Origin of the sequence: Hamadaea sp. NPDC051192 (assembly GCF_040682475.1) — a bacterium.
In the GTDB taxonomy this organism is placed as follows: Bacteria; Actinomycetota; Actinomycetes; order Mycobacteriales; family Micromonosporaceae; genus Hamadaea; species Hamadaea flava.
Window position 1 is genome coordinate 51,158 of record NZ_JBFBAZ010000034.1, and the last position, 19,845, is coordinate 71,002.

Genomic DNA, 19,845 nt, shown 5'->3' on the forward strand with positions numbered 1-19,845 from the left:
GCCCGCAGGCGGGTCAGGCGGGGTTGGGTCAGGCGGGTTGGGTCAGGATCGCGGCGACCTCGTCGTCCGTCGTCGCGGAGAAGTCGTCGTACCAGGCGCCGACAGCGTGGAACACGTCCGGCGTGACGACGGCGATCACCTCGTCGGCCAGCGGCGCCAGGTCGGCGATCGCGCCCGGTGGGGCGACCGGGGCGGCGACGATCACCCTGGTCGCGCCGCGTACGCGGGCGACTTGGCAGGCGACTGCGGCGGTCGCGCCGGTAGCGATGCCGTCGTCGACGATGAGTGCGGTCCGGCCCTGGAGCGGCACCGGCGGACGGTCGCCGCGTAGCCGCCGGACTCGGCGGTCCAGCTCGGCGGATTCGACCGCGCTGATGCGGGCGACGGCGGATTCGGGCAGACCCCGCGCGCCGGCGGTCAGGATTCGGGCGTTCTCCTCACCGATCGCGCCGACGGCGAATTCGGGCTGCTCGGGATGGCCGAGTTTGCGGACGACGATGACGTCGAGCGGGGCGCCCAGGACGGCGGCGATCTCGGCGGCCACCGGTACGCCGCCCCGCGGCAGCCCGAGGACGACCACCTCACCGCGTTCGGCGCGAGCTGGAACACTCCCGGCTTCGACGAGCCGGGCGGCCAGCCGGCGACCGGCGTCGGCACGATCCCGGAACGCGTTCACCCTGCCATTCTCCTCCCGGTTCCCGCGCACGGCACCCCTGATCGTCCGCGATCAGCCGGCCGAGGCCTCGCCGGTTCGCCCTGCGTACGCAGCCCGTTCCGGCGAGATGCCGGAAAATGACCGGCAGCACGCCCGAAAATGAGTTGCACAAGATCGGCTAGGGGCTGTTACGCTCGCGGACATGTACATCGCGTGAGGTCTCGCCGCCGCCGTTGGAGCCTGGGTTCGCCGAACCCCGAGTTCACGGCCTGCGGCACCGCCCAGTCATCGGTCCGTTCCGGGCGCCGAGCTGCGCGCCCGATCCAATGCGAGGAGACACGTCATGCGAGAAGAACTTCCTGAGAACGAGGCCACCGAGCCGGACCAGGACCCGGACGCCGGCTTGACGCGGGCGGAACGCCGGGCCAAGGGCAAGAAGGGCGGCCAGGCGCAGCAGACGCACGGCAAGCCGCACTTCGTCCCGAAGAACTCGCAGGGCCAGGCCCAGCGAATCTGGTCCAACCGCCGCGCCGGCTGATCCGATGTCGCACCCGCACCCGCACCCGGTCCGCTATGTGATCCTGGGTGCGGGCGCGGTCGGCGGTGTGGTCGGCGGGCTGCTCGCGGTGGCCGGTCATGAGGTCGCGCTGCTGGCCCGGGGTGACCATCTGGCGGCGATCCGCCGGGACGGGCTGCAGGTCCAGACGCCCGGCACAGTGCACCAGCTCAAGCTGGACGCCGCCGCCGATCCTGCGGAATTGGGGCTGCGCGACGGAGACGTCGTGCTGCTGGCGGTCAAGGGCAACGACACCGAAGCCGCGCTGCAGAGCGTCGCGCGGACCGGCGTACGCGGCCTCACCGTCGTCTGCCTGCAGAACGGTGTCGCCAACGAGCGCCTGGCGCTGCGCTACTTCGCCGACGTCTACGGCATCTGCGTGATGCTGCCCGCGACCCATCTGGAACCCGGGGTCGTCCGGGCGGACTGCGCGCCGGTGCCGGGCATCCTCGACATCGGACGAATCCCGTCCGGTTTGGACGACCAGGCGGCCCGGATATCTGCTGACCTGCGCAGCGCCGGGTTCGTCAGTGAACTCCGCGAGCACATCATGCCGTGGAAGTACTGCAAACTCCTGGTCAACCTCGGCAACGGCATCCGGGCGGTGTGCGTACCCGCCGAGCGGGTCGAGGAGCTGGTCGCCGAGGCGCGTGCCGAGGCGGCCGCCGTCCTCGACGCCGCCGGGATCGCGTACGTCTCCGAGGCGGAGGACCGCCGCCGTCGCGGCGACATCCTCCAGCTCAAGGGTTCCCGCTCGGGCAGCTCGTCCTGGCAGAGCCTTGAGCGCGGCACCGGCAGCATTGAGACCGACTACCTCAACGGCGAGATCGTGCAGCTGGCGCGGCAGCTCGGCCGCCCCGCCCCGCTCAACGAACGCATACAGCGGTGGGCGACCCGGTTCGCCGCCGAGCACCGCCCGCCGGGCACCCTCACCGTCGAGGAATGGCTCAGCTGATCGGCCGCCGGCTCGGCCCCGCGGGCCGTTCCATCGCCGTGGTCGGTCCGAACCCGAACTTCTCGTACAGACCGTGCGCGTCGCTCGTGTGCAGCATCCACCGGAACTCGCGGCCCGGCCCATCCTCGATCATCTTGTGCACCAGCGCCACGCCCAGCCCGTGCCCGCGGTGGGCGTCGTCCACATAGACATCCGCCAGATACGCGATGGCCAGCCCGTCGGACACGGCCCGCGCGAACCCCACCAGCTTGCCGTCGGAGTCGAAGGCTCCGACGACCCGCCACGCGGTCCGCACCTGCTCCACGAAGTCTTCACGGGTACGCCACCGGCCCCAATAAGCCTCCGTCGACAGGAACGCGTACGCCGTGTCGACGTCGATCCGAGCCGGGTCGTCGTCGACTTCGTACCCTGGTGTCACTGGGGTTTGCGCCATAGCGTCCATTGTTCCGGCCCGGCCGACACGGGCAGGTTCCCGGTCACCTCGAACCCGTGCCGCTCGTAGAACGGCAGGTTCCGCGGATTCGACGACTCCAGATACACCGGTACGCCGTCCCCGTCGAACCGGTCGAGCCCGGCCTGGAGCAGCGCCGATCCCAGCCCGCTGCCCTGCGCCGCCGACGCGGTCGCGATGAACTCCAGATACCAGTGCTCCGGCGGCTGCTTGTCATGATGCTTCTCGACATCCCCGAGCCGGCCGAGCAACCTCGGCAGGCGTACGCCCGCCGCCCGGGCGATCGAGGGAGCGGCCCGCACCATGGCCGGGGCCGGCAGCTTCCAGTCGCCGGGCGGCGACCAGATCGTCAGCGCCTGCCGGTCGTCGGTGGTGAACACCCGTCCCTTCGGCACGGAATGCCGCAGCAGCGCGCCGAACAGCAACGTGAGCCGCTGCCGTTGCCGGGCCGCGCTGTCGGAGTCGTGGTGCAGCATCCACGACCACACGGGGTCGCCGTCGAACGCGTCGGCCATCGTCGCCGCCAGAGCCGGAAGGTCGGCGGGAACCGCGATGCGGATCTCGATCACCGGAGTATTCGAAATGCTTTCGCGTTCCCTGTCAACCTCCCGGCCTCATCCTCAGGACTCCAGGCGTCTCGTCTTGATCTCCGGCCAGGCGAGGTAGAGCTGGGGTGAATCCGTGATGATCGCAGCTCCGCCGGGGTACTCCGGGCCCGGTAGTGCCGCCGAGGCGGCATGGGCGACGTCTAGGTCAGGCTTCTGCCAGCCCTGTCCCGCTCGCCATTCTTCGTAGGACAGCGCGTCCCCGAAGTCGAACGGGATAACCGAGACGGCAGGCAACTGGCCGACGTGTTTGATGAGATGCGGACGGTCGCGCCCCGCGTAGGCGAGGCACACGACCGGGGCCAGAACTGGGCGATCAGGACGGAAATGGGCTTGATTCAGCAGCGTGGACAGCCATTGGACCTGCCCGATCGCCCGTAGCGCCGAGGTGTCGAGGAGTAGGGGTTTCACGCGATCGTCGGTCACAGCGAGTCCAACCACTTGTTGGCTTCCGCGAGACCTTCATCGGTGATGACCTGCCCGTAGGTCTCACGGAAGAACTCGCGGACGGCTTCGCCACGAGCCTTCAGCTCTTCGGGGGTCAGGGTCTTCTCGGCGAACTCCATGAGGAGCTTGCCGAGGCTGATGCCGCGCTGGTCGGCGATCAGCGCGAGCCGGTCGCGTACCTCGGTGGTGACCCGGATGGAGGTGTACGCCATCGGGCGAGCATACGTCGTGTATGCACGCGGCGGCGCGACTGCTCGAGGTGGTGCGAGGGTTGCCATGCAGTAATTCGATCTCATGGGGTTACCGCATTACGACGGCATTTGCGAGATTTCTCTGCCGATCTTGTCGGGGCGGTGGGCTAGGTTCGGCGCGTGACGAAAGCTTCGCAGCCCGCACCGCCGAATCTGCCTGCCGAGTGGTCGACCGGGACGCCGGTCCTCGACGAGGAGGAGGCGTGGTGGCAGCTCGACCTCGCCGGTGAGACGTTCGAGGGGGAGGCCGCCGGGCTGGAGGTGGAGCAGAGCCGGCTCACCCGCGTCCGGCTCGGGGGCGTACGCCTGGAGAGGGCCACCTTCGTCGACTGCGCGCTGCATCACTGCGACCTGGCGAACCTGAACGCCGACCGGTGTGGCCTGCGGCGGGTGGAGTTGGTCGAGTGCCGCGGCACCGGGATGGTCTACATCGGTGGCGCGCTGCGGGATGTCACCCTGCGCGACTGCCGGCTCGATCTGACGACGTGGCGCGCGACGACCTTCACCAAGTCGGCGTTCGTCGGCTGCGATCTGCGGCGGGCCGATTTCGTCGGGGCGGATCTGCGGGGGGTGCTCTTCGAGCGCTGCGATCTGACCGCCGCTCAGTTCAGCAACGCCAAGCTTGAGGGCGCCCGGTTCGTCGACTGCGACCTGAGCGGGCTCGGCGGGGTGGCGAGCCTGGCCGGGGCGACGGTTCGCGCGGACGATCTGGTCGTGCTGACCGAGCTGCTCGCCGGCGCGCTCGGCATCACCGTGGAGCGCTGAGGCCGCCGCCTTGTAGCCTCGGCCGATGATCTCTCTCGTCGCGCGTCCGGTGGCGATCAACCCGCTGTCCACCGGCGGCTATCCGGTGCTGGGCCTGGTTCTCCTCGCGATCGGCGGCTGGCTGCTCTGGCGGTCCCGGCGGGAGGCGAATCCGTCCCGGCGGGAGGAACGGCTGGGTGGGATCGCCTTCGCGGCGCTGGGGTTCGTGATCGCGATCGGGGGACTCATCGCGGTCTCGGTGGATTGACGATCTCGGCGGATTGAGCTGGGGATTCGGCGCGTTCCGATTGACATGCAGCCGATAGGCTGCCTATCGTTAAAGGCAGCCAAGAGGCTGCATATCTGAGGTGGGTATGGACGACGTCTTCCGGGCGCTGGCCGATCCGAGCCGGCGGCAGCTGCTCGACAGTCTGAACGAGCGCAACGGGCAGACCTTGCGGGAGCTGTGCGCCGGGCTGCGGATGGCGCGGCAGTCGGTGAGCAAGCACCTGGCCGTGCTGGAGGCGGCCAACCTGGTCACGACCGTGTGGCGGGGCCGGGAGAAGTACCACTACCTCAACGCCGAACCGATCAACTCGATCGCCGACCGGTGGATCGGGCAGTACGGCCGGGCGCGTGCGCAGGCCTTGGCCGACCTGAAGCGGGCATTGGAGGGAGAACCCATGAGCGACACCGAGTTCGTGTACACGACGTACATCCGGACCACGCCGGAGAAGCTGTGGCAGGCGCTGACCGATCCGGCGTTCACCAGCCGCTACTGGGGAACCGAGTTCGAGACCGATTGGCAGAAGGGCTCGACGATCACCTGGATCTACAAGGGGCTGCGGATGGCCGATCCGGAGCAGGTGATCCTGGAGTCGCAGCCGTACCGCCGGCTGTCGTACACGTGGCACACCTTCACGCCCGAGTTCCAGGAGATGGTGGGCGGCATGCCGCCGGAGATGGCCGCCGAGCCGCGGTCGCGGCTGACGTTCGAGCTGGAACCGCAGGGCGACGTCGTCAAGCTGACCGTGATCCAGGACGGCTTCCAGCCGGGCAGCCAGGTGCTCGAAGGCATCCGTGGCGGCTGGCCGCCGCTGCTGTCCAGCCTCAAGTCGCTGCTGGAGACCGGCGAGCCGCTGGCAGTGTGAGACGAAGCCGCCCCGGCGATCGGCCGGGGCGGCTCCGTGCTGCCATGAGGGGGAGTCAGGCAGCGGTGATGCGTACGGCGTCCGCGATGACGTAGCCGGTCCCGGTCGTCCACCGGCTGACGCCGACCACGTTGTGGTCGCCCGCCGCCAGTGTGAACGTGCCGAGGTTCACCCAGGTCCCGCCGGTCGACCGTTGATCGACCGAGACCGTCACGTTGCCGGTGGTGGTGGCGACGACGAACGGGGTGGCGCTGTTGTATCCGCTGTTGGCGGGGTACCAGACCGCGATCTTGTAGCTGCCGGCCGCTGGGATGTCGGCCTTCCACCAGGCGGCGTCGGAGACCGACTGCGGGTTGGCGAACCGGTAGTCGGCGCCGTACCGCTGCGTCGAGTACGCCGAGCTGCCCCAGTTGGCGCTGGCGGTGAACCGGCCGCTGTCGGTGTTGTCCACGATGACGCTGAACGGGCCGCCGCTCACCGTACGCCCGGTGCTCGGCGCGCTCTGGTTCTGCAGGCGGTCCAAAGCGGTCACGTAGTAGGTGTAGGTCTGCCCGGCGACCGCCGACTTATCCAGGTACGCCGTTCCGCGTACGGTGGTCAGCAGGTTCGTCGCGTCGGTGAAGGCGCAGGCGTCGGCCGGTCCGGCCCCGGCGATCCGGTAGACGGCGTACGACGTGCCCGATCCGGTCCAGGTGAGCTGGACGCCGGTGCTCACTCGCGTACCAGTCGGAGTGGCGGGTGAGGCCGGCGGCGTGCCGGTGACCGACAGGGGCGGGAGCGCGGGCCGGGTGTAGTGGTCGGCCGTGAGCCGGGTGACGCCGCCGAGCCGGTCGGCGAGGATGTCGTTGGCGCTGAAGTGGATGTCTCCGTCCACTTCAGAGTAATCGCGGTTGAGCATCAGGTGATTGGTCAGCTCGGTCGTCGTCTGCCACTGGGCGGACTGGCCGGACGCCCCGACCCGGTACGTCGCCTGCCCGATGTAGAGCTGCGTGTTCGTGCCCGCCACCACGTCGGCCCACCAGGGCATCAAGACCGCGTAGTCGGCCGTGGTGAAACCGATGTGCCAGTAGATCTGCGGGGCGATGTAGTCCAGCCAGCCGGACTTCACCCACTTGCGGGAGTCGGCGTAGATCGCGTCGTACGACTGGAGGCCGCTGGTCTGCGAACCGAGCGCGTCGGTGCTCGCGTTGCGCCAGATGCCGAACGGGCTGATCCCGAACTTGACCCAGGGCTTGGCGGCGTGGATGCGCTGGGACATCTCCTGCACGAGCAGGTCGACGTTGTTGCGCCGCCAGTCGGCCACGTCGGCGAAGCCGCCGCCGTACTGCGCGTAGGTCGCCGCGTCCGGGATGGCCACCCCGGAGACGGGGTACGGGTAGAAGTAGTCGTCCCAGTGCACGCCGTCGACGTCGTACTTGGTGACCGCGTCCATCATCGCGTCCTCGACGAACGTCCGCACCGCCGGAATGCCGGGGTTGTAGTAGCGCCGGCCGTCGTAGGCGAAGGTCCAGTCAGGATGCGTACGCGCCGGGTGGGTCGCCGTCAGCGTCGTCAGGTCGGTGGTCAACGCGACCCGATACGGGTTGAACCAGGCGTGGAACTCCAGGTTGCGGGCGTGCGCCTCGCTCACCATGAAGGCCAGCGGGTCGTAGCCGGGGCTGACGCCCTGCGTACCGGTGAGGTAGCGGGACCAGGGCTCGTAGGTCGAGGGCCAGAACGCGTCGGCCGTCGGGCGGATCTGCACGACGACGGCGTTCATGTTGTGCTGCACGGCCAGATCGAGCCACGACTTGAACTGGGCCTGCTGCGTGGCCGCGCTCAGCCCCGTCGCGCTGGGCCAGTCGATGTTGGTGACGCTGGCGATCCACATCGCGCGCAGCTGGCGCAACGGGGTCGCGGGGTTGGGCGTGCACACGACGGCGGCGGTGACGCCGTCCGACTGCCCGCCGCCGACCCGAGGCTGCGCGGGATTGGCGGTGGCGGGCAGTGCGGACGTCACCAGAGCGACCACCGCGGCCAGCAGGACCGAGACCGTGAGACGGCGCATAGGGGGATCCTCTCGATCGATGCTGGTGCGGTCGTCGATGTGGTGTGAATGATTTACCACAGCGCTCATCACTTTGTGAAGACGTGACTTCCCCTCTTGACATCGACGGCGAAGCGCGGATGATGCTCTCACCGCCCACGCGTCTCCAAGGAGGAACGCAGTGCACAGACCCAACATCCCACGTCCCATGTCCGGGCTGGTCGCGGTCTTGATCGCGGCCGCCGCCTGCCTGACGACCGCCGCCCCGGCGCAGGCCGCGACCGCGATCCACACCGAGAAGCTTCTCTTCGACGGCGGTGGCAGCGAGGTCCTCAACGGGATCACCTACCACTCGTTCCGGATCCCGTCGCTGATCCGCACCACGCCGAACACGCTTCTCGCCTTCGTCGAAGGCCGCGCCTCGGCCAACGTCGACTACGGCAACATCAACCTCGTCTACAAGCGCTCCACCGACAACGGCGCCACCTGGTCGTCGCTGCGCGAAGTGGTCGGCGCGGGCCAGGGCACCTGGGGCAACCCCACCGCCGTGGTCGACCGCACCACCGGCACGATCTTCCTGTTCCTGAGCTGGAACCCCGAAGGCGTCAGCGAGAACGGCGCCACCGGCACCACCAAGATGAACGCCTGGGAGCACCGCAAGGTCTACCTGTCCAAGAGCACCGACGACGGGCTGACCTGGACGACGCCGCAGGACCTCACCGAGTCGCTGAAGCCGAAGACGCTCAACGGCAAGACCTGGGTCTGGGACGCGATGGGCCCGGGCGCCGGCGTACAACTGACCGTCGGCGCGCACGCCGGACGCCTGGTCATCCCCGCGCTGCACCGCAACATCTACAGCGACGACCACGGCGCGACCTGGAAATACGCCCTGATCACCGATCCCGCCGACGGCACCGTCCAGGACGGCACCAACGAAGGCACCATCCTCGAGCTGACCGACGGCCGCCTCTACCGCAACGACCGGGCCTCCGACGGACTGTGGAACATCGCCAAGCGACGCTGGGTCACCCGGGGCACCATCGAAGGCGGCTTCGGCGCGTACGCCGCCGACTCGACGCTGCTCGACCCGCGCTGCGAAGGCTCGATCATCCGGTACAACCTCGACGACCCGACCCGGATCGTGTTCCTGAACCCGCCCAGCACCGTCACGCGTACCGACATGGAGTTCCGGATCAGCTATGACGAAGGGGTGACCTGGCCGATCTGGCGCAAGACCAGCGACGCCCCGCTGCCCGCCTGGTCGGAGCTGGGCACGGCGAACGTGCAGGAGGGCGGCTACAGCAGCATGGCCAAGACCGCCGACTACTACGTGGGCGCGCTGATCGAGGTCAACGAGAACGCCGACGCCAACAGCACGTCGCACCGCTCGATCGTGTTCCGCAAGGTCAACCTGCCCTGGCTCCTCAACGGCCAGACCGAACCGTGACCGTCGGCCGGGTCCGGTGGGTACGCCTGTCGGGCCCGGCTCATAGAATCTCCTGGCAGCGGCGCGTTGGGGGGTTGTGAAGGATGCTCGTGGTGCACGGGGTGTGGCGGGCCGCCGGCGGACTCGCCCTCTGGGCTGAGGACTCGACCCTGCCCGCCGTCGGCAAGAGCCGCCGAATCCATCCGTACGCCGTGGCCCCCGACGTGTACGGCAAGCCCGGCGAGGCCACGTTTCTGCTGCCCAGTGCCGGTGGACGACCGCTGGAGTCGCCGGAGCTGTTCCGGGAGGACGCGCCTGGGCATCGGGCGCCTAAGCTCGCCCCCTGGCAGGTCCCGACCGTCGAGCTGGACGCCGACGAAGCGCTGGAGTTCCTGCTGACCCCGCCCGACGGAGCCGGCGGGACGATCCGACACCTGGCCGAGGTCGCCCGCTACGCCGTCGACCTGGTCGCGCGCGGTCGCGTCGTGCCCACCGTCGGCGGCACCGACGACGTCCCACTCGCCCTGTGGCGGCCGGTGCTCACCGGCGAGGACCGCCCGTGGGTGCAGACGTTGCTCCACGCGATGCCACCCGTCGGGCGTACGTCGGAGGCCGGGGAACTGCGGCCGGCCGAAGAAGTCTTCGCCCAAACCCTGGACGCGCTGGTCGACGCGGCCGCTCGGACGGCATTACCGCCCGAGGACGCCGACACCTGGCCGGGCGCGCTCGCCGGGACCCGTCGCGCGTTCACCGCCACCCCGGAGCAGCTCGCCAAGCTCCGCCACGACCTCGACCAATGGGCACGCGACGCGGCCGCCGGCTCGGTCCGCGCCTTCTTCCGGCTGGTCGAGCCGCTCGACCCGGAGTCCGACGACCCGTGGCGCGTCGAACTGTCCCTGCAAGCCGCCGACGAACCCAGCCTCGTGGTCCCGGCCGGCGACATCTGGGAGTCCCAGCGCGGTCACACCGCCCTCGCCCGCTACCTCGACGCTCCACAAGAGACTTTCCTCGCCGAACTCGGCCGGGCCGCCCGGCTCTGGCCGTACCTCGATCGCGCGCTCGCCGCCGCCCGCCCGGCCGACCTTCCGCTCGACACCGCCGAGGCGCACGCGTTCCTCCGCGACGCCGCGCCCCTGCTCGCCGGGGCCGGGTTCGGCGTACTGCTGCCCAGTTGGTGGGGCAAGCCGGCGGCGCGCATCGGCGCGAAACTCACCGCGAAATCCCCGACCGCGCCCGCGACCGTCGCCAACGGCACGACCCTCGGTCTCGACGCGATGATCGACTACGAGTGGCAACTCGCCCTCGGCGACCACACCCTCACCGAGGCCGAACTCAAGCGGCTGGCCAAGGTCAAGGCTCCGCTGGTGCGCGTACGGGGGCAATGGGTCGAGCTCGACGCCAAGCGGCTCGCCGCCGGCCTCGCGCTCATGGCGACCAAGGGCCAGATGAGCGTGCTCGACCTGCTCACGGGCGCTCCGGCGGCGGCTGCCGGGCTGCCGGTGGTCGACGTCCAGGCCTCCGGATGGGTACGCGGACTGCTGGACGGCGAGAAGATAACGGCCGTCGAGCCGTCCGGGCAGTTCACCGGCGTACTGCGGCCTTACCAGCAACGGGGCCTGTCGTGGCTGGCCTTCCTCGAACGGCTGGGCCTCGGCGCCGTCCTCGCGGATTCGATGGGCTTGGGCAAGACGGTCCAGCTTCTAGCCCTGCTGAGCAGGGAAAACGTCGGACCTACGCTGCTGGTGTGTCCGATGTCGCTGGTCGGGAACTGGGAACGGGAAGCCGCCAAATTCGCCCCTGCTCTACGCGTACACGTGCATCACGGGGCTGAACGGGCGCAGGGCGAGAGTTTCCCGGAGGCCGTGCGGGGCGCGGACCTGGTCGTGACGACCTATGCCCTCGCGGCCCGGGACGCGGAGGCGCTGAGCAGGATCCAGTGGCATCGCGTGGTGGTCGACGAGGCGCAGGCGATCAAGAACGCGGCGACGCGGCAGGCGGTGGCGATCCGGTCGCTGCCCGCGCGGCACAAGATCGCAGTCACCGGTACGCCGGTGGAGAACCGCCTCGCAGACCTCTGGGCGATCATGGAGTTCGCGAATCCGGGGCTGCTCGGGCCGGCCTCGGAGTTCAAGCGGGCCTATGCCGAGCCGATTCAGCGGCAGGGCGATCAGGCGGCGGCGGAGCGATTGCGGCGGTTGACCCAGCCGTTCGTGCTGCGGCGGTTGAAGACCGACAAGTCGATCATCTCGGACCTGCCGGAGAAGCTGGAGATGGAGGTGGTCTGCAACCTGACGGCGGAGCAGGCCACCCTGTATCAGGCCATTGTGGACGACGCGCTGGCGGCGATCGAGGGCGCCGAGGGCATCGAGCGCAAGGGCCTGGTGCTGGCCACGATGACCAAGCTCAAGCAGGTGTGCAACCACCCGGCGCAGTTGCTGCGCGACGGTTCGCGGCTGGCCGGGCGGTCCGGGAAGCTGGCGCGGCTGGAGGAGATCCTCGAAGAGGTCCTCGAAGCGGGGGAGAAGGCGCTCCTGTTCTCCCAGTACGCCGAGTTCGGCGGCGCGTTGCAGGCGTACCTGACCGGGCGGTTCGGGCGTGAGGTGCTGTTCCTGCACGGCGGCGTCGCGAAGTCCGGCCGCGACGAGATGGTCCAGCGCTTCCAAGGCGGTCACGCCCTGGATCAGCGGCGCAGCCAAGCTGACGACGGCCCGCCGATCTTCGTGCTGTCGTTGAAGGCGGGCGGTACCGGTCTGACACTGACGGCGGCCAACCATGTCATCCACGTGGACCGTTGGTGGAATCCGGCGGTCGAGGACCAGGCGACCGACCGCGCGTTCCGCATCGGACAGAAGCGCAACGTGCAGGTACGCAAGTTCGTCTGCGCGGGCACGGTCGAGGAGCGCATCTCGGCGATGCTGGCCGAGAAGCGCGACCTGGCCGAGCGGATCGTCGGCACGGGCGAGGGCTGGATCACCGAGTTGAGCACCGACGACCTGCGTGACCTGTTCACTCTCGACCGATCGGCGGTGGTCGAGTGACGACCCCGCAGTGGCGTGAGTTCGGCCGTCCCCGCAAGGTGGCGGGCGGTATCAAGGCCCGGTCGGCGAGAGGTTCGATCGGGGACACCTGGTGGTCGAAGGCGTTCATCGGCGCGCTGGAATCGTTCGCGGACAAGGGAAGGCTGACCCGAGGTCGGTCGTACGCCCGAGCCGGGCAGGTGCTCTCGCTGGACGTCCAGCCCGGTCTGGTCAGCGCCGCCGTGCAGGGGTCGCGGGCCACTCCGTACAAGGTGCGGCTCGGGTTCCCGCCGCTCGGCGAGGCGACCTGGGCGGGGCTGGAGCGGCAGCTCGCCGCGCAGGCCCTGTTCGCGGCGCATCTGCTGGCCGGTCAGGTGCCGCACGAACTCGTCGACCTGTTCGCCGCCGAGGGCGTGCCGCTGTTCCCGACCCGTGCCACCGACGTGTCGCTGGACTGCTCGTGCCCGGACTGGGGCTGGCCGTGCAAGCACATCGCCGCCGCGTGCTACCTGCTCGCCGAGCGGTTCGACGAGGATCCGTTCACGCTGCTGCTCTGGCGCGGGCGTACGCGGTCCGATCTGCTTGACGCGTTGCAGGTGCAGCGGGGCTCCGGCGTCGTCACGCCGGTGGTGGGCACGGCGGCGGCGCTCGGCGAGCCCGGGGAGGAGCCGCCGGTGTCGCGGTGGTGGTCGTCGCCGACCCCGCTTCCGCCGGCCCCACCCGTCGGGCTGCCGGATGTCCCGTTGTCGCGCCAGCTCGGCACGCCGCCGTCGTCCGTGGGCGGAGCCGAGGTGGGCCTGCTGATCACCGGAGTCTCCGCCGGGTCAGGCTCCGCTGCTCAGGAAAGCGCGCCGAGCAGCCAGGACAGCTGAAGCTCCTGCGCGGTGACCAGTGCCGCCGCCCGCAGATGCTGCCGCTCGTCACCCTCGGGCAGCGCGTCGGCCAGTGCCACCATCGCGGCCGCGGTCTGCGGCCGGTAGCCGAGCGTGGCCCGCAGGTAGAGCGAGTGGCGCAGGTGGTCGAGGGCCCGCTCGGGTTCGTGCACCGACAGATGACGCACCACATAGGACTGCAACAGCGGGTTGCCGTCCATGGCCGCCCGGTCGAAGTGGGCCTTCGCCGCGATCGGGTCTTCCAGGATGTTGTCGGCGAAGACGCCCAGGTGGAACTCGCCCCAGCCGGCCAGCTGCGGATCCGCGGCGGCCGCCTCGTAGCCCACGCGCACCACGGCCTGGTCGTCCGGCCGGACCTCGTGCTCGAACAACAAGCGGCTGTACGCGTGACGGGCGGCCAGGTATCGGCCGGTGGTCGACGCCGGGTCGAGGGCGTCGACCGCGTACTGCGCCGCGTCGTGGTCCTCGCCTTGCCAGAAGAACCGGTCGATGAGCAGCTCGGCCCGGATTTCGGGGGTATCGGCCCGGTCGAGCGCCGACTGGAAGTGGCCGAGCCGGTGCAGTGCCGCTGTGTAGGGGTCTTTTGCTAGCATGGGGCCTACGATATGGAGTGCGAATGTAGGTGGTCAAGTGGAATACGTCGACTACTTGGGCAACGTCACGCGGTTCGCGGTCGAGCTGGTGAACTCGCCCGCGTCCGCCTCCGACGGGCACCAGATGTTCACCGAACACGAGGTCACCCCGCCCGGCCCGGCCGAGCTGGCGCCGCTGCTGAAGGTGATCCGGGCGGCGCTCGGCCAGATCGTCGACGGCGTACCGGTGGACGCGGTCGACACGTTGCTGCGGCGATATCCACCGCGGATGCACCTGTCCGATCACGACGGGGAAGACCATCCGCACATCCACTTCGCGCGCAACGGCGAGGAGCCGGTCCGCTGGATCGGGCAGACCGTCGGTGCGGCCCTCGCACACGTCGCCACCGGTGACCCCGGCCTGACGCTGGGACGTTGTGCGGCCGACGGCTGCGAAGACTTCTTCGTCGACCAGTCCAAGAACCGCACTCGACGGTTCTGTTCCAACACCTGCGCCAGCCGGACGACGGTCGCGGCCTATCGGGCCCGGAACCGGGTGTAGTAGTTTCGCTGACGTGAACGACGTTCAGCTGGGCGGAACACGGATCATCCCCGTCGTGGCACTGCCCGACGCCGGGCTCGCGCTCGACCTCGGGCAGGCGCTGTGGGCGGGCGGCATCCGGACCATCGAGATCACCCTGCGTACGCCGGCTGCCCTGGCGGCCATCGCGACGCTGGCGGAGCAGAGCGACCTGCTCGTCGGGGCCGGCACCGTGCTCACTGCCGAGCAGGTGGAGCTGGCCGTCGAGGCCGGCGCGAAATACATCCTCAGCCCAGGGTTCTCCTCGACCGTGGTGCGGCGCTGCCAGGAGGTGGGCGTACCGGTGATCCCGGGGATCGCCACCGCGACCGAACTGCAGGCCGCCCTGGAAGCGGGGGTCACGACCGTCAAGTTCTTCCCGGCCGAGCAGCTCGGCGGCCCGGCCGGCATCCGCGCGCTGTCCGGCCCGTTCGGCCAGGTCAAGTTCGTGCCGACGGGCGGCGTCTCACTGGCGAACCTCGCCGGCTACCTCGCCGAGCCCGCCGTGCTCGCGGTCGGCGCGTCCTGGCTGGCCGCCCCGGATCTGCTGACGAGCGGCGACTTCGCCGAGATCACCCGCCGGTCGGCCGCCGCCGTCGAGTTGGCCGCGCGATGACCGCGGTCGACCTGGTCGCGCTCGGCGAGGTGATGCTGCGGCTCGACCCCGGCGAGGGACGCGTACGCACGGCGCGCAGCTTCTCGGTCTGGGAAGGCGGCGGCGAGTACAACGTCGCGCGGGCGCTGCGGCGGTGTTTCGGGCTGCGTACGGCGATCGTCACGGCGCTGGCCGACAACGAGGTGGGCCGCCTGGTCGAGGACCTCATGCTCGCCGGTGGAGTCGACACGTCGCACGTCGCGTGGCTGCCCTACGACGGCATCGGGCGCGAGGTGCGCAACGGGCTCAACTTCGTCGAACGTGGCTTCGGCGTACGCGCGCCGCTGGGGGTGTCCGATCGCGGAAACACCGCCGTCGCCCAGCTCCGTCCCTCCGATGTGGATTGGGATGCGCTCTTCGGCGGCGGCGTACGCTGGCTGCACACCGGCGGCATCCTCGCCGGGCTGTCCGACACCACGCCCGACCTCATCGAGGCGGCGATCGACGCGGCCCATCGGCACGGCGCGACCGTCTCGTACGACCTCAACTATCGGGCCAGCCTCTGGCACGGCCGAGGCGGCCGCGAACGGGCCCAGGAGGTCAACCGCCGCCTGCTGTCCGGAGTGGACGTGCTCTTCGGGGTGCCCACCGAGGCGCCGGTCTCGGCGGCGACCTTCGCCGGGCACGTGGACGACCTGGTCAAGGAGTTCCCGCGACTCCGCGTCGTCGCCACCACGCTGCGCCGAGTGCACTCCACCAATGTGCACGACTGGGGTGCGATCGTCTGGCGCGACGGCGAGATCGCCGAATCCCGGATGCGGGAAGGCCTGGCGGTGCTCGACCGGATCGGCGGCGGCGACGGCTTCGCCTCCGGCCTCATCTACGGACTGCTGACCGGACTCGACCTGAGCCTCGCCGTGGAGTACGGCGTGGCCCACGGTGCGCTGGCCATGACCACCCCGGGCGACACCTCGATGGCGACGCTGGCCGAAGTCGCAGCGCTCGCCACGACGGCGGTCGCCGACGTCAGCCGGTAGACCGACGGGCTGTCAGGCGGTCGCGGTGACGATCACGTAGCCCTTCGGGTCGCGTACCGGGCCGCCGTCCGCGAACAGGGTGGCCGCGTTCTCGGTGAGGGTCGCGATCACGTCGTCGCGCCGCGAGTCGTTGTCGGCCACACCCCAGCCGACCAGACATGAGACCGCGTAGTCGATCATCGGCGCGGGTGCTGGGAAGACCAGCGCGTTGTCGTGGCGGTGCGTTCGTGCGTACCCGAAGATCTGCTGGACCAGCGCGGGAAGATTGCCGTCGTGGACGCTGGCCATGCGCGGACCCCGGCCGACCTCGCCGCGGGGCCGCAGGCGGGCGAAGCCGTGCGTGCCGGCCGAGGTGGCGAGCAGCCCCATCAGGATGGGCATCGTGGTCTCGAGGTTGACCACGGCCGCGAAGCGCCCACCCGGACGCAACACCCGGCGGGCCTCGCGCACGGCGAGCAGCGGATCGGGAACGTGGTAGAGCATGTGGCGCGCGGTGACCACATCGAACGCGGCGTCGTCGAAGGGCAGGCGCTGAGCGTCGCCCTCGATCGCGGTGAGGCCCGGTGCCGCCGCGAGCGTGGTCACCGCGGCGGGCGACATGTCGAGCCCGGTGAGCTGGCCGAGGTGTCCCTCCCCGGCCAGCGTCTGGAGGAAGGCGCCCGTGCCGCAGCCGACGTCGAGGAGGTCGTCAGCGGCGCTGAGCCCGACCGCCGCCCGGACCGCCGCGTCGACGTCGTCCGGTTGGGCGCTGTAGAGCCGATGCGTCCGGATGCGCACCTCGAGCGGGTCGAGGGTCGCGTATTGCCGGCGGGCGAGAGCGGCGAGGTCGGTCATGGAAGGGCGCTCCTTTTCAGCACAGCCTAGTCGGGCCCGATCGGCATCGTGGCCACCCAGAACCGGTCGAACGCGTCGGTCACCAGGTCGAACAGGCCGCCCTCGGTCTCCCGCCGCAGGTGCATAAGCGGGCTGAGGAAGTTCTGCACACCGAAGAGATGCTGGTTGAGCAGGAGATCGTCGTCGAACCGGAAGATCGACGAGTACGCCGTGAGGCTGTGCGTCCGCAGTTGCGCCCCGGGTATCGCGCCGATCGGCTCGAAGTAGGAGATCGCCGCCCGAGCGCGGGCGGCGAGTGCTCCGACGAGCCGTTGTTCGGCGGCGCGACGACGCAGGGCCGGGCTGGCCGGATGCGCCATCGCGAGCCGTATCGGCACCCCGTCCTCGGCTTTGCGGGCCAACAGGTCGTCGACGCTGGGGTTGTCCTCCGCCAGGAAGAGCCCCGTGACGCACAGTATGTCGATGCTCGACTTCGCCCCGCGCATCAGCTCGTGCCAGAGCTGCCGAGGCGCTTCGCCACGGTGCGCGTAGAGCCGCACGAAGTCGCGCGGTTGGTTGTCGGGACCCGCGTCGGGTCCGGTGATGGTCGGCCACAGCCAGTCGACCGGTACGCCCAGCCGCCGCGAGACCCGGTCGGCCGTCTTCCGGCGAGGTGTGCGTCCTTCGTAGACCCACCGCTGTGCCGTCTTGCCGTTGACTCCGACGGCGCCGCCGAGCTCCGTTATCGCCAGTCCACTGGCGCGGATGGCTTCGCGCAGCCGTTCGTTTCGCATGGGTCCTCCCCGCGATCCGTTCAATTCCACCACGCGGTTATATCAACGAGCAATCGGGCACGGCAACAAAAACTCCATCGAGGTTCAAAACGCATGGATCCGAACCAGCACAACGCATATTTTCGTGCACCCTACCTGGTTCGATGCCTTGTTGATCTTCGTCCAATGGTGGGACATCGGAGCGCCTTCAATGCGGTAGTAGACGCTATTCGAGCGCGCCTTTTCTTATTGCGCGCACGCGTACGCGGCGGGGTGCGGTAGTGAATTGCGGTACGGCCATATTCTTTATTCGGGATAACGCTGTCAAAAGGGGCGGCGGTTGGGGTGGCGCGTGCCGGCGGGCCAAGATCATGGTCACTTTCGGGTCGCCATAGTGACAGGAGAATGACCATGATCATGGCGACCCCGGGGGAGCGCCGCAGCGGCGCCCGGATGAGCGTCATGGCGGCGCCCGGGGGAGCGTCGCCGCGGCTTTCCGGCGAGCGTCGCCGTGGCGTCCGGGTGAGCGTCGCCGTGGCGTCCCGGCGGCTGCGGTCGACAGCGCGCGTCATCGGGACGACGATCCATCTATGGGACTCAATGACAACACGCCGACCCGGCGTACGTTCCTGTCCGTATCCGCTGCCGCCACCGCGGCGGCCACCGTCCTGCCCGCCGCCGCCGCTGCCGCCCCGTCCCTTTCCGCCAGTGCCGAACTGGACGGAGCCGAGCTGGCCGGCGGCGGGGTGGGCGACCTCGGCGGCCCGGGCCGGCCGATCACTCCGCAGCGGCCCGACGCCCAGCTCCGCAGCCTGCTGCGGGACATCGACCCGGCCCGGGTCGAGGCCACCGTCCGTCGGTTGGCCGCGTTCGGCACCCGGCATACGTTGTCCACTCAGGATGATCCGGTACGCGGGATCGGCGCCGCCCGCGACTGGATCTTCGCGCAGCTGTCGGCGTACGCCGCCGAGTCGGGCGGCCGGATGACCGTGGAGGTGCAGTCCTACCTCCAGCCGGTCGCCTCCCGGATTCCGGTGCCGACCGTGATCAGCAACATCGTGGCCACAGTGCACGGGCAGACCAGCCCGGACCGGGTCTACGTGATCACCGGGCACTACGACTCCCGCGTCACCGACGTCATGAACGCCACCGGCGACGCGCCCGGCGCGGACGACGACGCCTCAGGGGTCGCCGTCGTCCTGGAACTGGCCCGGGTGATGGCGACCCGGCCGAGCGCGGCGACGATCGTCCTCGCCGCCGTCGCCGGTGAGGAACAGGGGTTGTACGGGTCGGCGTACCTGGCCCAGCAGTTGAAGGCGAACGGCGCCGACGTGCAGGGCATGGTCAGCAACGACATCGTCGGCAGCCCGATCGGCGACGACGGCGTACGCCACGACCGGCTCGTCCGGATGTTCGCCGAGGGCGTGCCCACCGCCGAGACCGCGGCCGAGGCGGCGACCCGCCGATCCATCGGCGGTGAGAACGACTCGGTCTCCCGGCAGCTTGCCCGGTACGCCCTGGCGACCGCCCAGAACGAGCACACCGGCATGAACATCCGCCTCGTCTACCGCCGCGACCGGTACCTGCGCGGCAGCGACCACATCTCGTTCCTCAACCTGGGCTACCCGGGCTGCCGGTTCACCGAGCCCCGGGAGGACTTCGCCCACCAGCACCAAGACGTACGCGTGGAGAACGGCGTGCAGTACGGCGACCTGCCCGAGTTCTGCGACTTCCGGTACATCGCGCGGGTCGCGAAGGTCAACGCCGCCCTGTTCTGGTCGCTCGCCCAAGCCCCCGGTACGCCCAAGGCCGTCAAGATCGACACGTCCGCGCTGACGAACAAGTCGACCCTGCGCTGGACCCGGGGCTCCGAACCGGACCTCGTCGGCTACGAGATCGTGTGGCGGGAGTCGTCGGCTCCGGACTGGACACATGTCGTCGAGGTCGGCGACGTGACGACGGCGACCATCGATCTGTCGAAGGACAACGTGCAGTTCGGCGTACGCGCCGTCGACCAGGCCGGGCGCCGAAGCCCAGCAGCCGCCCCCACCCCCGCCTGACCCCACCCGTTGGACGCGTTGATCATGGGGTTTACCCCCTCGGCACGCCGTCGAGACCACGGTTAACTCCATGATCAACGCGCCTAACGGGGTGAGGCTGTGAGCGGGCTGGATGTGACCACCGATTCGGTCAGGCGACCATCCGCCGTCCGGCCAGTAAGATCCGCGACCCGTCACGAAGGCATCCCCGGGGTGTCGCGAAGCGTCTTTCCTTGAGTACCCTCACCGCGGGAGGAAC

General features: G+C 69.9%; 21 protein-coding genes. 12 read left to right on the forward strand and 9 right to left on the reverse strand.

All coding sequences use genetic code 11. The features are described 5' to 3' along the window. Positions 1-28 precede the first annotated feature (28 nt). Positions 29-676, reverse strand: a complete 648-nt coding sequence (locus AB0M47_RS17100; protein ID WP_363414092.1) for a phosphoribosyltransferase family protein — start codon at positions 674-676, stop codon at positions 29-31. Between the two features lie 322 nt (positions 677-998). Here AB0M47_RS17100 and AB0M47_RS17105 point away from each other — a divergent pair, with 322 nt between their 5' ends. Both AB0M47_RS17105 and AB0M47_RS17110 read left to right on the forward strand, forming a co-directional pair. Continuing rightward, the gene (locus tag AB0M47_RS17105) at positions 999-1,193 is read left to right on the forward strand and encodes a hypothetical protein (RefSeq protein ID WP_363414095.1); all 195 of its coding nucleotides are present in this window, start codon (positions 999-1,001) and stop codon (positions 1,191-1,193) included. 4 nt (positions 1,194-1,197) lie between these two features. After that, positions 1,198-2,166, forward strand: a complete 969-nt coding sequence (locus tag AB0M47_RS17110) for a 2-dehydropantoate 2-reductase (protein WP_363414098.1) — start codon at positions 1,198-1,200, stop codon at positions 2,164-2,166. Here AB0M47_RS17110 and AB0M47_RS17115 read toward each other — a convergent pair. Genes AB0M47_RS17115 through AB0M47_RS17130 form a run of 4 tightly spaced genes read right to left on the reverse strand, consistent with a single transcriptional unit; the run spans position 2,159 to position 3,881 of the window. After that, entirely contained in the window at positions 2,159-2,599 is a 441-nt protein-coding gene (locus AB0M47_RS17115; RefSeq protein ID WP_363414101.1) for a GNAT family N-acetyltransferase, read from the reverse strand. The two genes, AB0M47_RS17110 and AB0M47_RS17115, sit on opposite strands and share 8 nt — an antisense overlap. Beyond that, positions 2,581-3,186, reverse strand: a complete 606-nt coding sequence (locus AB0M47_RS17120) for a GNAT family N-acetyltransferase (protein WP_363414104.1) — start codon at positions 3,184-3,186, stop codon at positions 2,581-2,583. The genes AB0M47_RS17115 and AB0M47_RS17120 overlap by 19 nt, the downstream gene beginning before the upstream one ends. Positions 3,187-3,237: 51 nt before the next feature. Then, positions 3,238-3,648 (reverse strand): hypothetical protein, encoded by a 411-nt coding sequence (locus AB0M47_RS17125; RefSeq protein ID WP_363414107.1) that lies wholly within the window; start codon positions 3,646-3,648, stop codon positions 3,238-3,240. Further along, entirely contained in the window at positions 3,645-3,881 is a 237-nt protein-coding gene (locus AB0M47_RS17130; protein WP_290865673.1) for a hypothetical protein, read from the reverse strand. The genes AB0M47_RS17125 and AB0M47_RS17130 overlap by 4 nt, the downstream gene beginning before the upstream one ends. Positions 3,882-4,040: 159 nt before the next feature. On the opposite strand from AB0M47_RS17130, the gene AB0M47_RS17135 reads away from it, so the two are divergent. The 3 genes from AB0M47_RS17135 to AB0M47_RS17145 all read left to right on the forward strand — a co-directional run bounded on the left by AB0M47_RS17135 (position 4,041) and on the right by AB0M47_RS17145 (position 5,815). Continuing rightward, complete coding sequence (locus AB0M47_RS17135; protein ID WP_363414109.1) at positions 4,041-4,685, forward strand: pentapeptide repeat-containing protein; 645 nt, start codon at positions 4,041-4,043, stop codon at positions 4,683-4,685. A 25-nt stretch (positions 4,686-4,710) separates the two neighbouring features. After that, positions 4,711-4,932 carry an LPXTG cell wall anchor domain-containing protein gene (locus AB0M47_RS17140; protein WP_363414111.1) on the forward strand — a complete coding sequence of 74 codons (222 nt, stop codon included), beginning with the start codon at positions 4,711-4,713 and terminating at the stop codon, positions 4,930-4,932. Between the two features lie 106 nt (positions 4,933-5,038). Then, positions 5,039-5,815: a metalloregulator ArsR/SmtB family transcription factor gene (locus tag AB0M47_RS17145; RefSeq protein ID WP_253754714.1), complete on the forward strand. Its 777-nt coding sequence runs from the start codon at positions 5,039-5,041 to the stop codon at positions 5,813-5,815. A gap of 55 nt (positions 5,816-5,870) precedes the next feature. On the opposite strand, the gene AB0M47_RS17150 is transcribed toward AB0M47_RS17145, so the two are convergent. After that, on the reverse strand, positions 5,871-7,862 hold the full coding sequence (locus AB0M47_RS17150; protein WP_363414114.1) for a family 10 glycosylhydrolase: 1,992 nt from the start codon (positions 7,860-7,862) through the stop codon (positions 5,871-5,873). Positions 7,863-8,022: 160 nt separating this feature from the next. On the opposite strand from AB0M47_RS17150, the gene AB0M47_RS17155 reads away from it, so the two are divergent. The 3 genes from AB0M47_RS17155 to AB0M47_RS17165 all read left to right on the forward strand — a co-directional run bounded on the left by AB0M47_RS17155 (position 8,023) and on the right by AB0M47_RS17165 (position 13,156). After that, the gene (locus tag AB0M47_RS17155) at positions 8,023-9,288 is read left to right on the forward strand and encodes a sialidase family protein (protein ID WP_363414117.1); all 1,266 of its coding nucleotides are present in this window, start codon (positions 8,023-8,025) and stop codon (positions 9,286-9,288) included. Positions 9,289-9,371: 83 nt separating this feature from the next. Next, the gene (locus AB0M47_RS17160) at positions 9,372-12,305 is read left to right on the forward strand and encodes a DEAD/DEAH box helicase (RefSeq protein ID WP_363414120.1); all 2,934 of its coding nucleotides are present in this window, start codon (positions 9,372-9,374) and stop codon (positions 12,303-12,305) included. Beyond that, positions 12,302-13,156: an SWIM zinc finger family protein gene (locus AB0M47_RS17165; RefSeq protein WP_363414122.1), complete on the forward strand. Its 855-nt coding sequence runs from the start codon at positions 12,302-12,304 to the stop codon at positions 13,154-13,156. Before AB0M47_RS17160 ends, AB0M47_RS17165 begins: the two co-directional genes overlap by 4 nt. On the opposite strand, the gene AB0M47_RS17170 is transcribed toward AB0M47_RS17165, so the two are convergent. Further along, a complete protein-coding gene (locus tag AB0M47_RS17170) occupies positions 13,123-13,770 on the reverse strand; it encodes a hypothetical protein (protein ID WP_363414124.1) in 648 nt (215 codons plus the stop codon). The genes AB0M47_RS17165 and AB0M47_RS17170 overlap by 34 nt on opposite strands. A 37-nt stretch (positions 13,771-13,807) precedes the next feature. On the opposite strand from AB0M47_RS17170, the gene AB0M47_RS17175 reads away from it, so the two are divergent. The 3 genes from AB0M47_RS17175 to AB0M47_RS17185 are packed head-to-tail and all read left to right on the forward strand — an operon-like array spanning position 13,808 to position 15,961. After that, on the forward strand, positions 13,808-14,311 hold the full coding sequence (locus AB0M47_RS17175; RefSeq protein WP_253754703.1) for a CGNR zinc finger domain-containing protein: 504 nt from the start codon (positions 13,808-13,810) through the stop codon (positions 14,309-14,311). A gap of 13 nt (positions 14,312-14,324) precedes the next feature. Next, a complete protein-coding gene (gene eda, locus AB0M47_RS17180; protein WP_363414126.1) occupies positions 14,325-14,945 on the forward strand; it encodes a bifunctional 4-hydroxy-2-oxoglutarate aldolase/2-dehydro-3-deoxy-phosphogluconate aldolase in 621 nt (206 codons plus the stop codon). Further along, entirely contained in the window at positions 14,942-15,961 is a 1,020-nt protein-coding gene (locus tag AB0M47_RS17185; RefSeq protein ID WP_363414129.1) for a sugar kinase, read from the forward strand. Before eda ends, AB0M47_RS17185 begins: the two co-directional genes overlap by 4 nt. A 12-nt stretch (positions 15,962-15,973) precedes the next feature. Here the strand turns inward: AB0M47_RS17185 and AB0M47_RS17190 are convergent, their stop codons facing one another. Then, positions 15,974-16,795 (reverse strand): class I SAM-dependent methyltransferase, encoded by an 822-nt coding sequence (locus tag AB0M47_RS17190; protein ID WP_363414131.1) that lies wholly within the window; start codon positions 16,793-16,795, stop codon positions 15,974-15,976. Between the two features lie 26 nt (positions 16,796-16,821). Then, entirely contained in the window at positions 16,822-17,568 is a 747-nt protein-coding gene (locus AB0M47_RS17195) for a helix-turn-helix transcriptional regulator (protein WP_253754695.1), read from the reverse strand. A 569-nt stretch (positions 17,569-18,137) separates the two neighbouring features. On the opposite strand from AB0M47_RS17195, the gene AB0M47_RS17200 reads away from it, so the two are divergent. After that, the gene (locus AB0M47_RS17200) at positions 18,138-19,607 is read left to right on the forward strand and encodes a M28 family metallopeptidase (protein WP_363414134.1); all 1,470 of its coding nucleotides are present in this window, start codon (positions 18,138-18,140) and stop codon (positions 19,605-19,607) included. Positions 19,608-19,845: the final 238 nt, after the last annotated feature.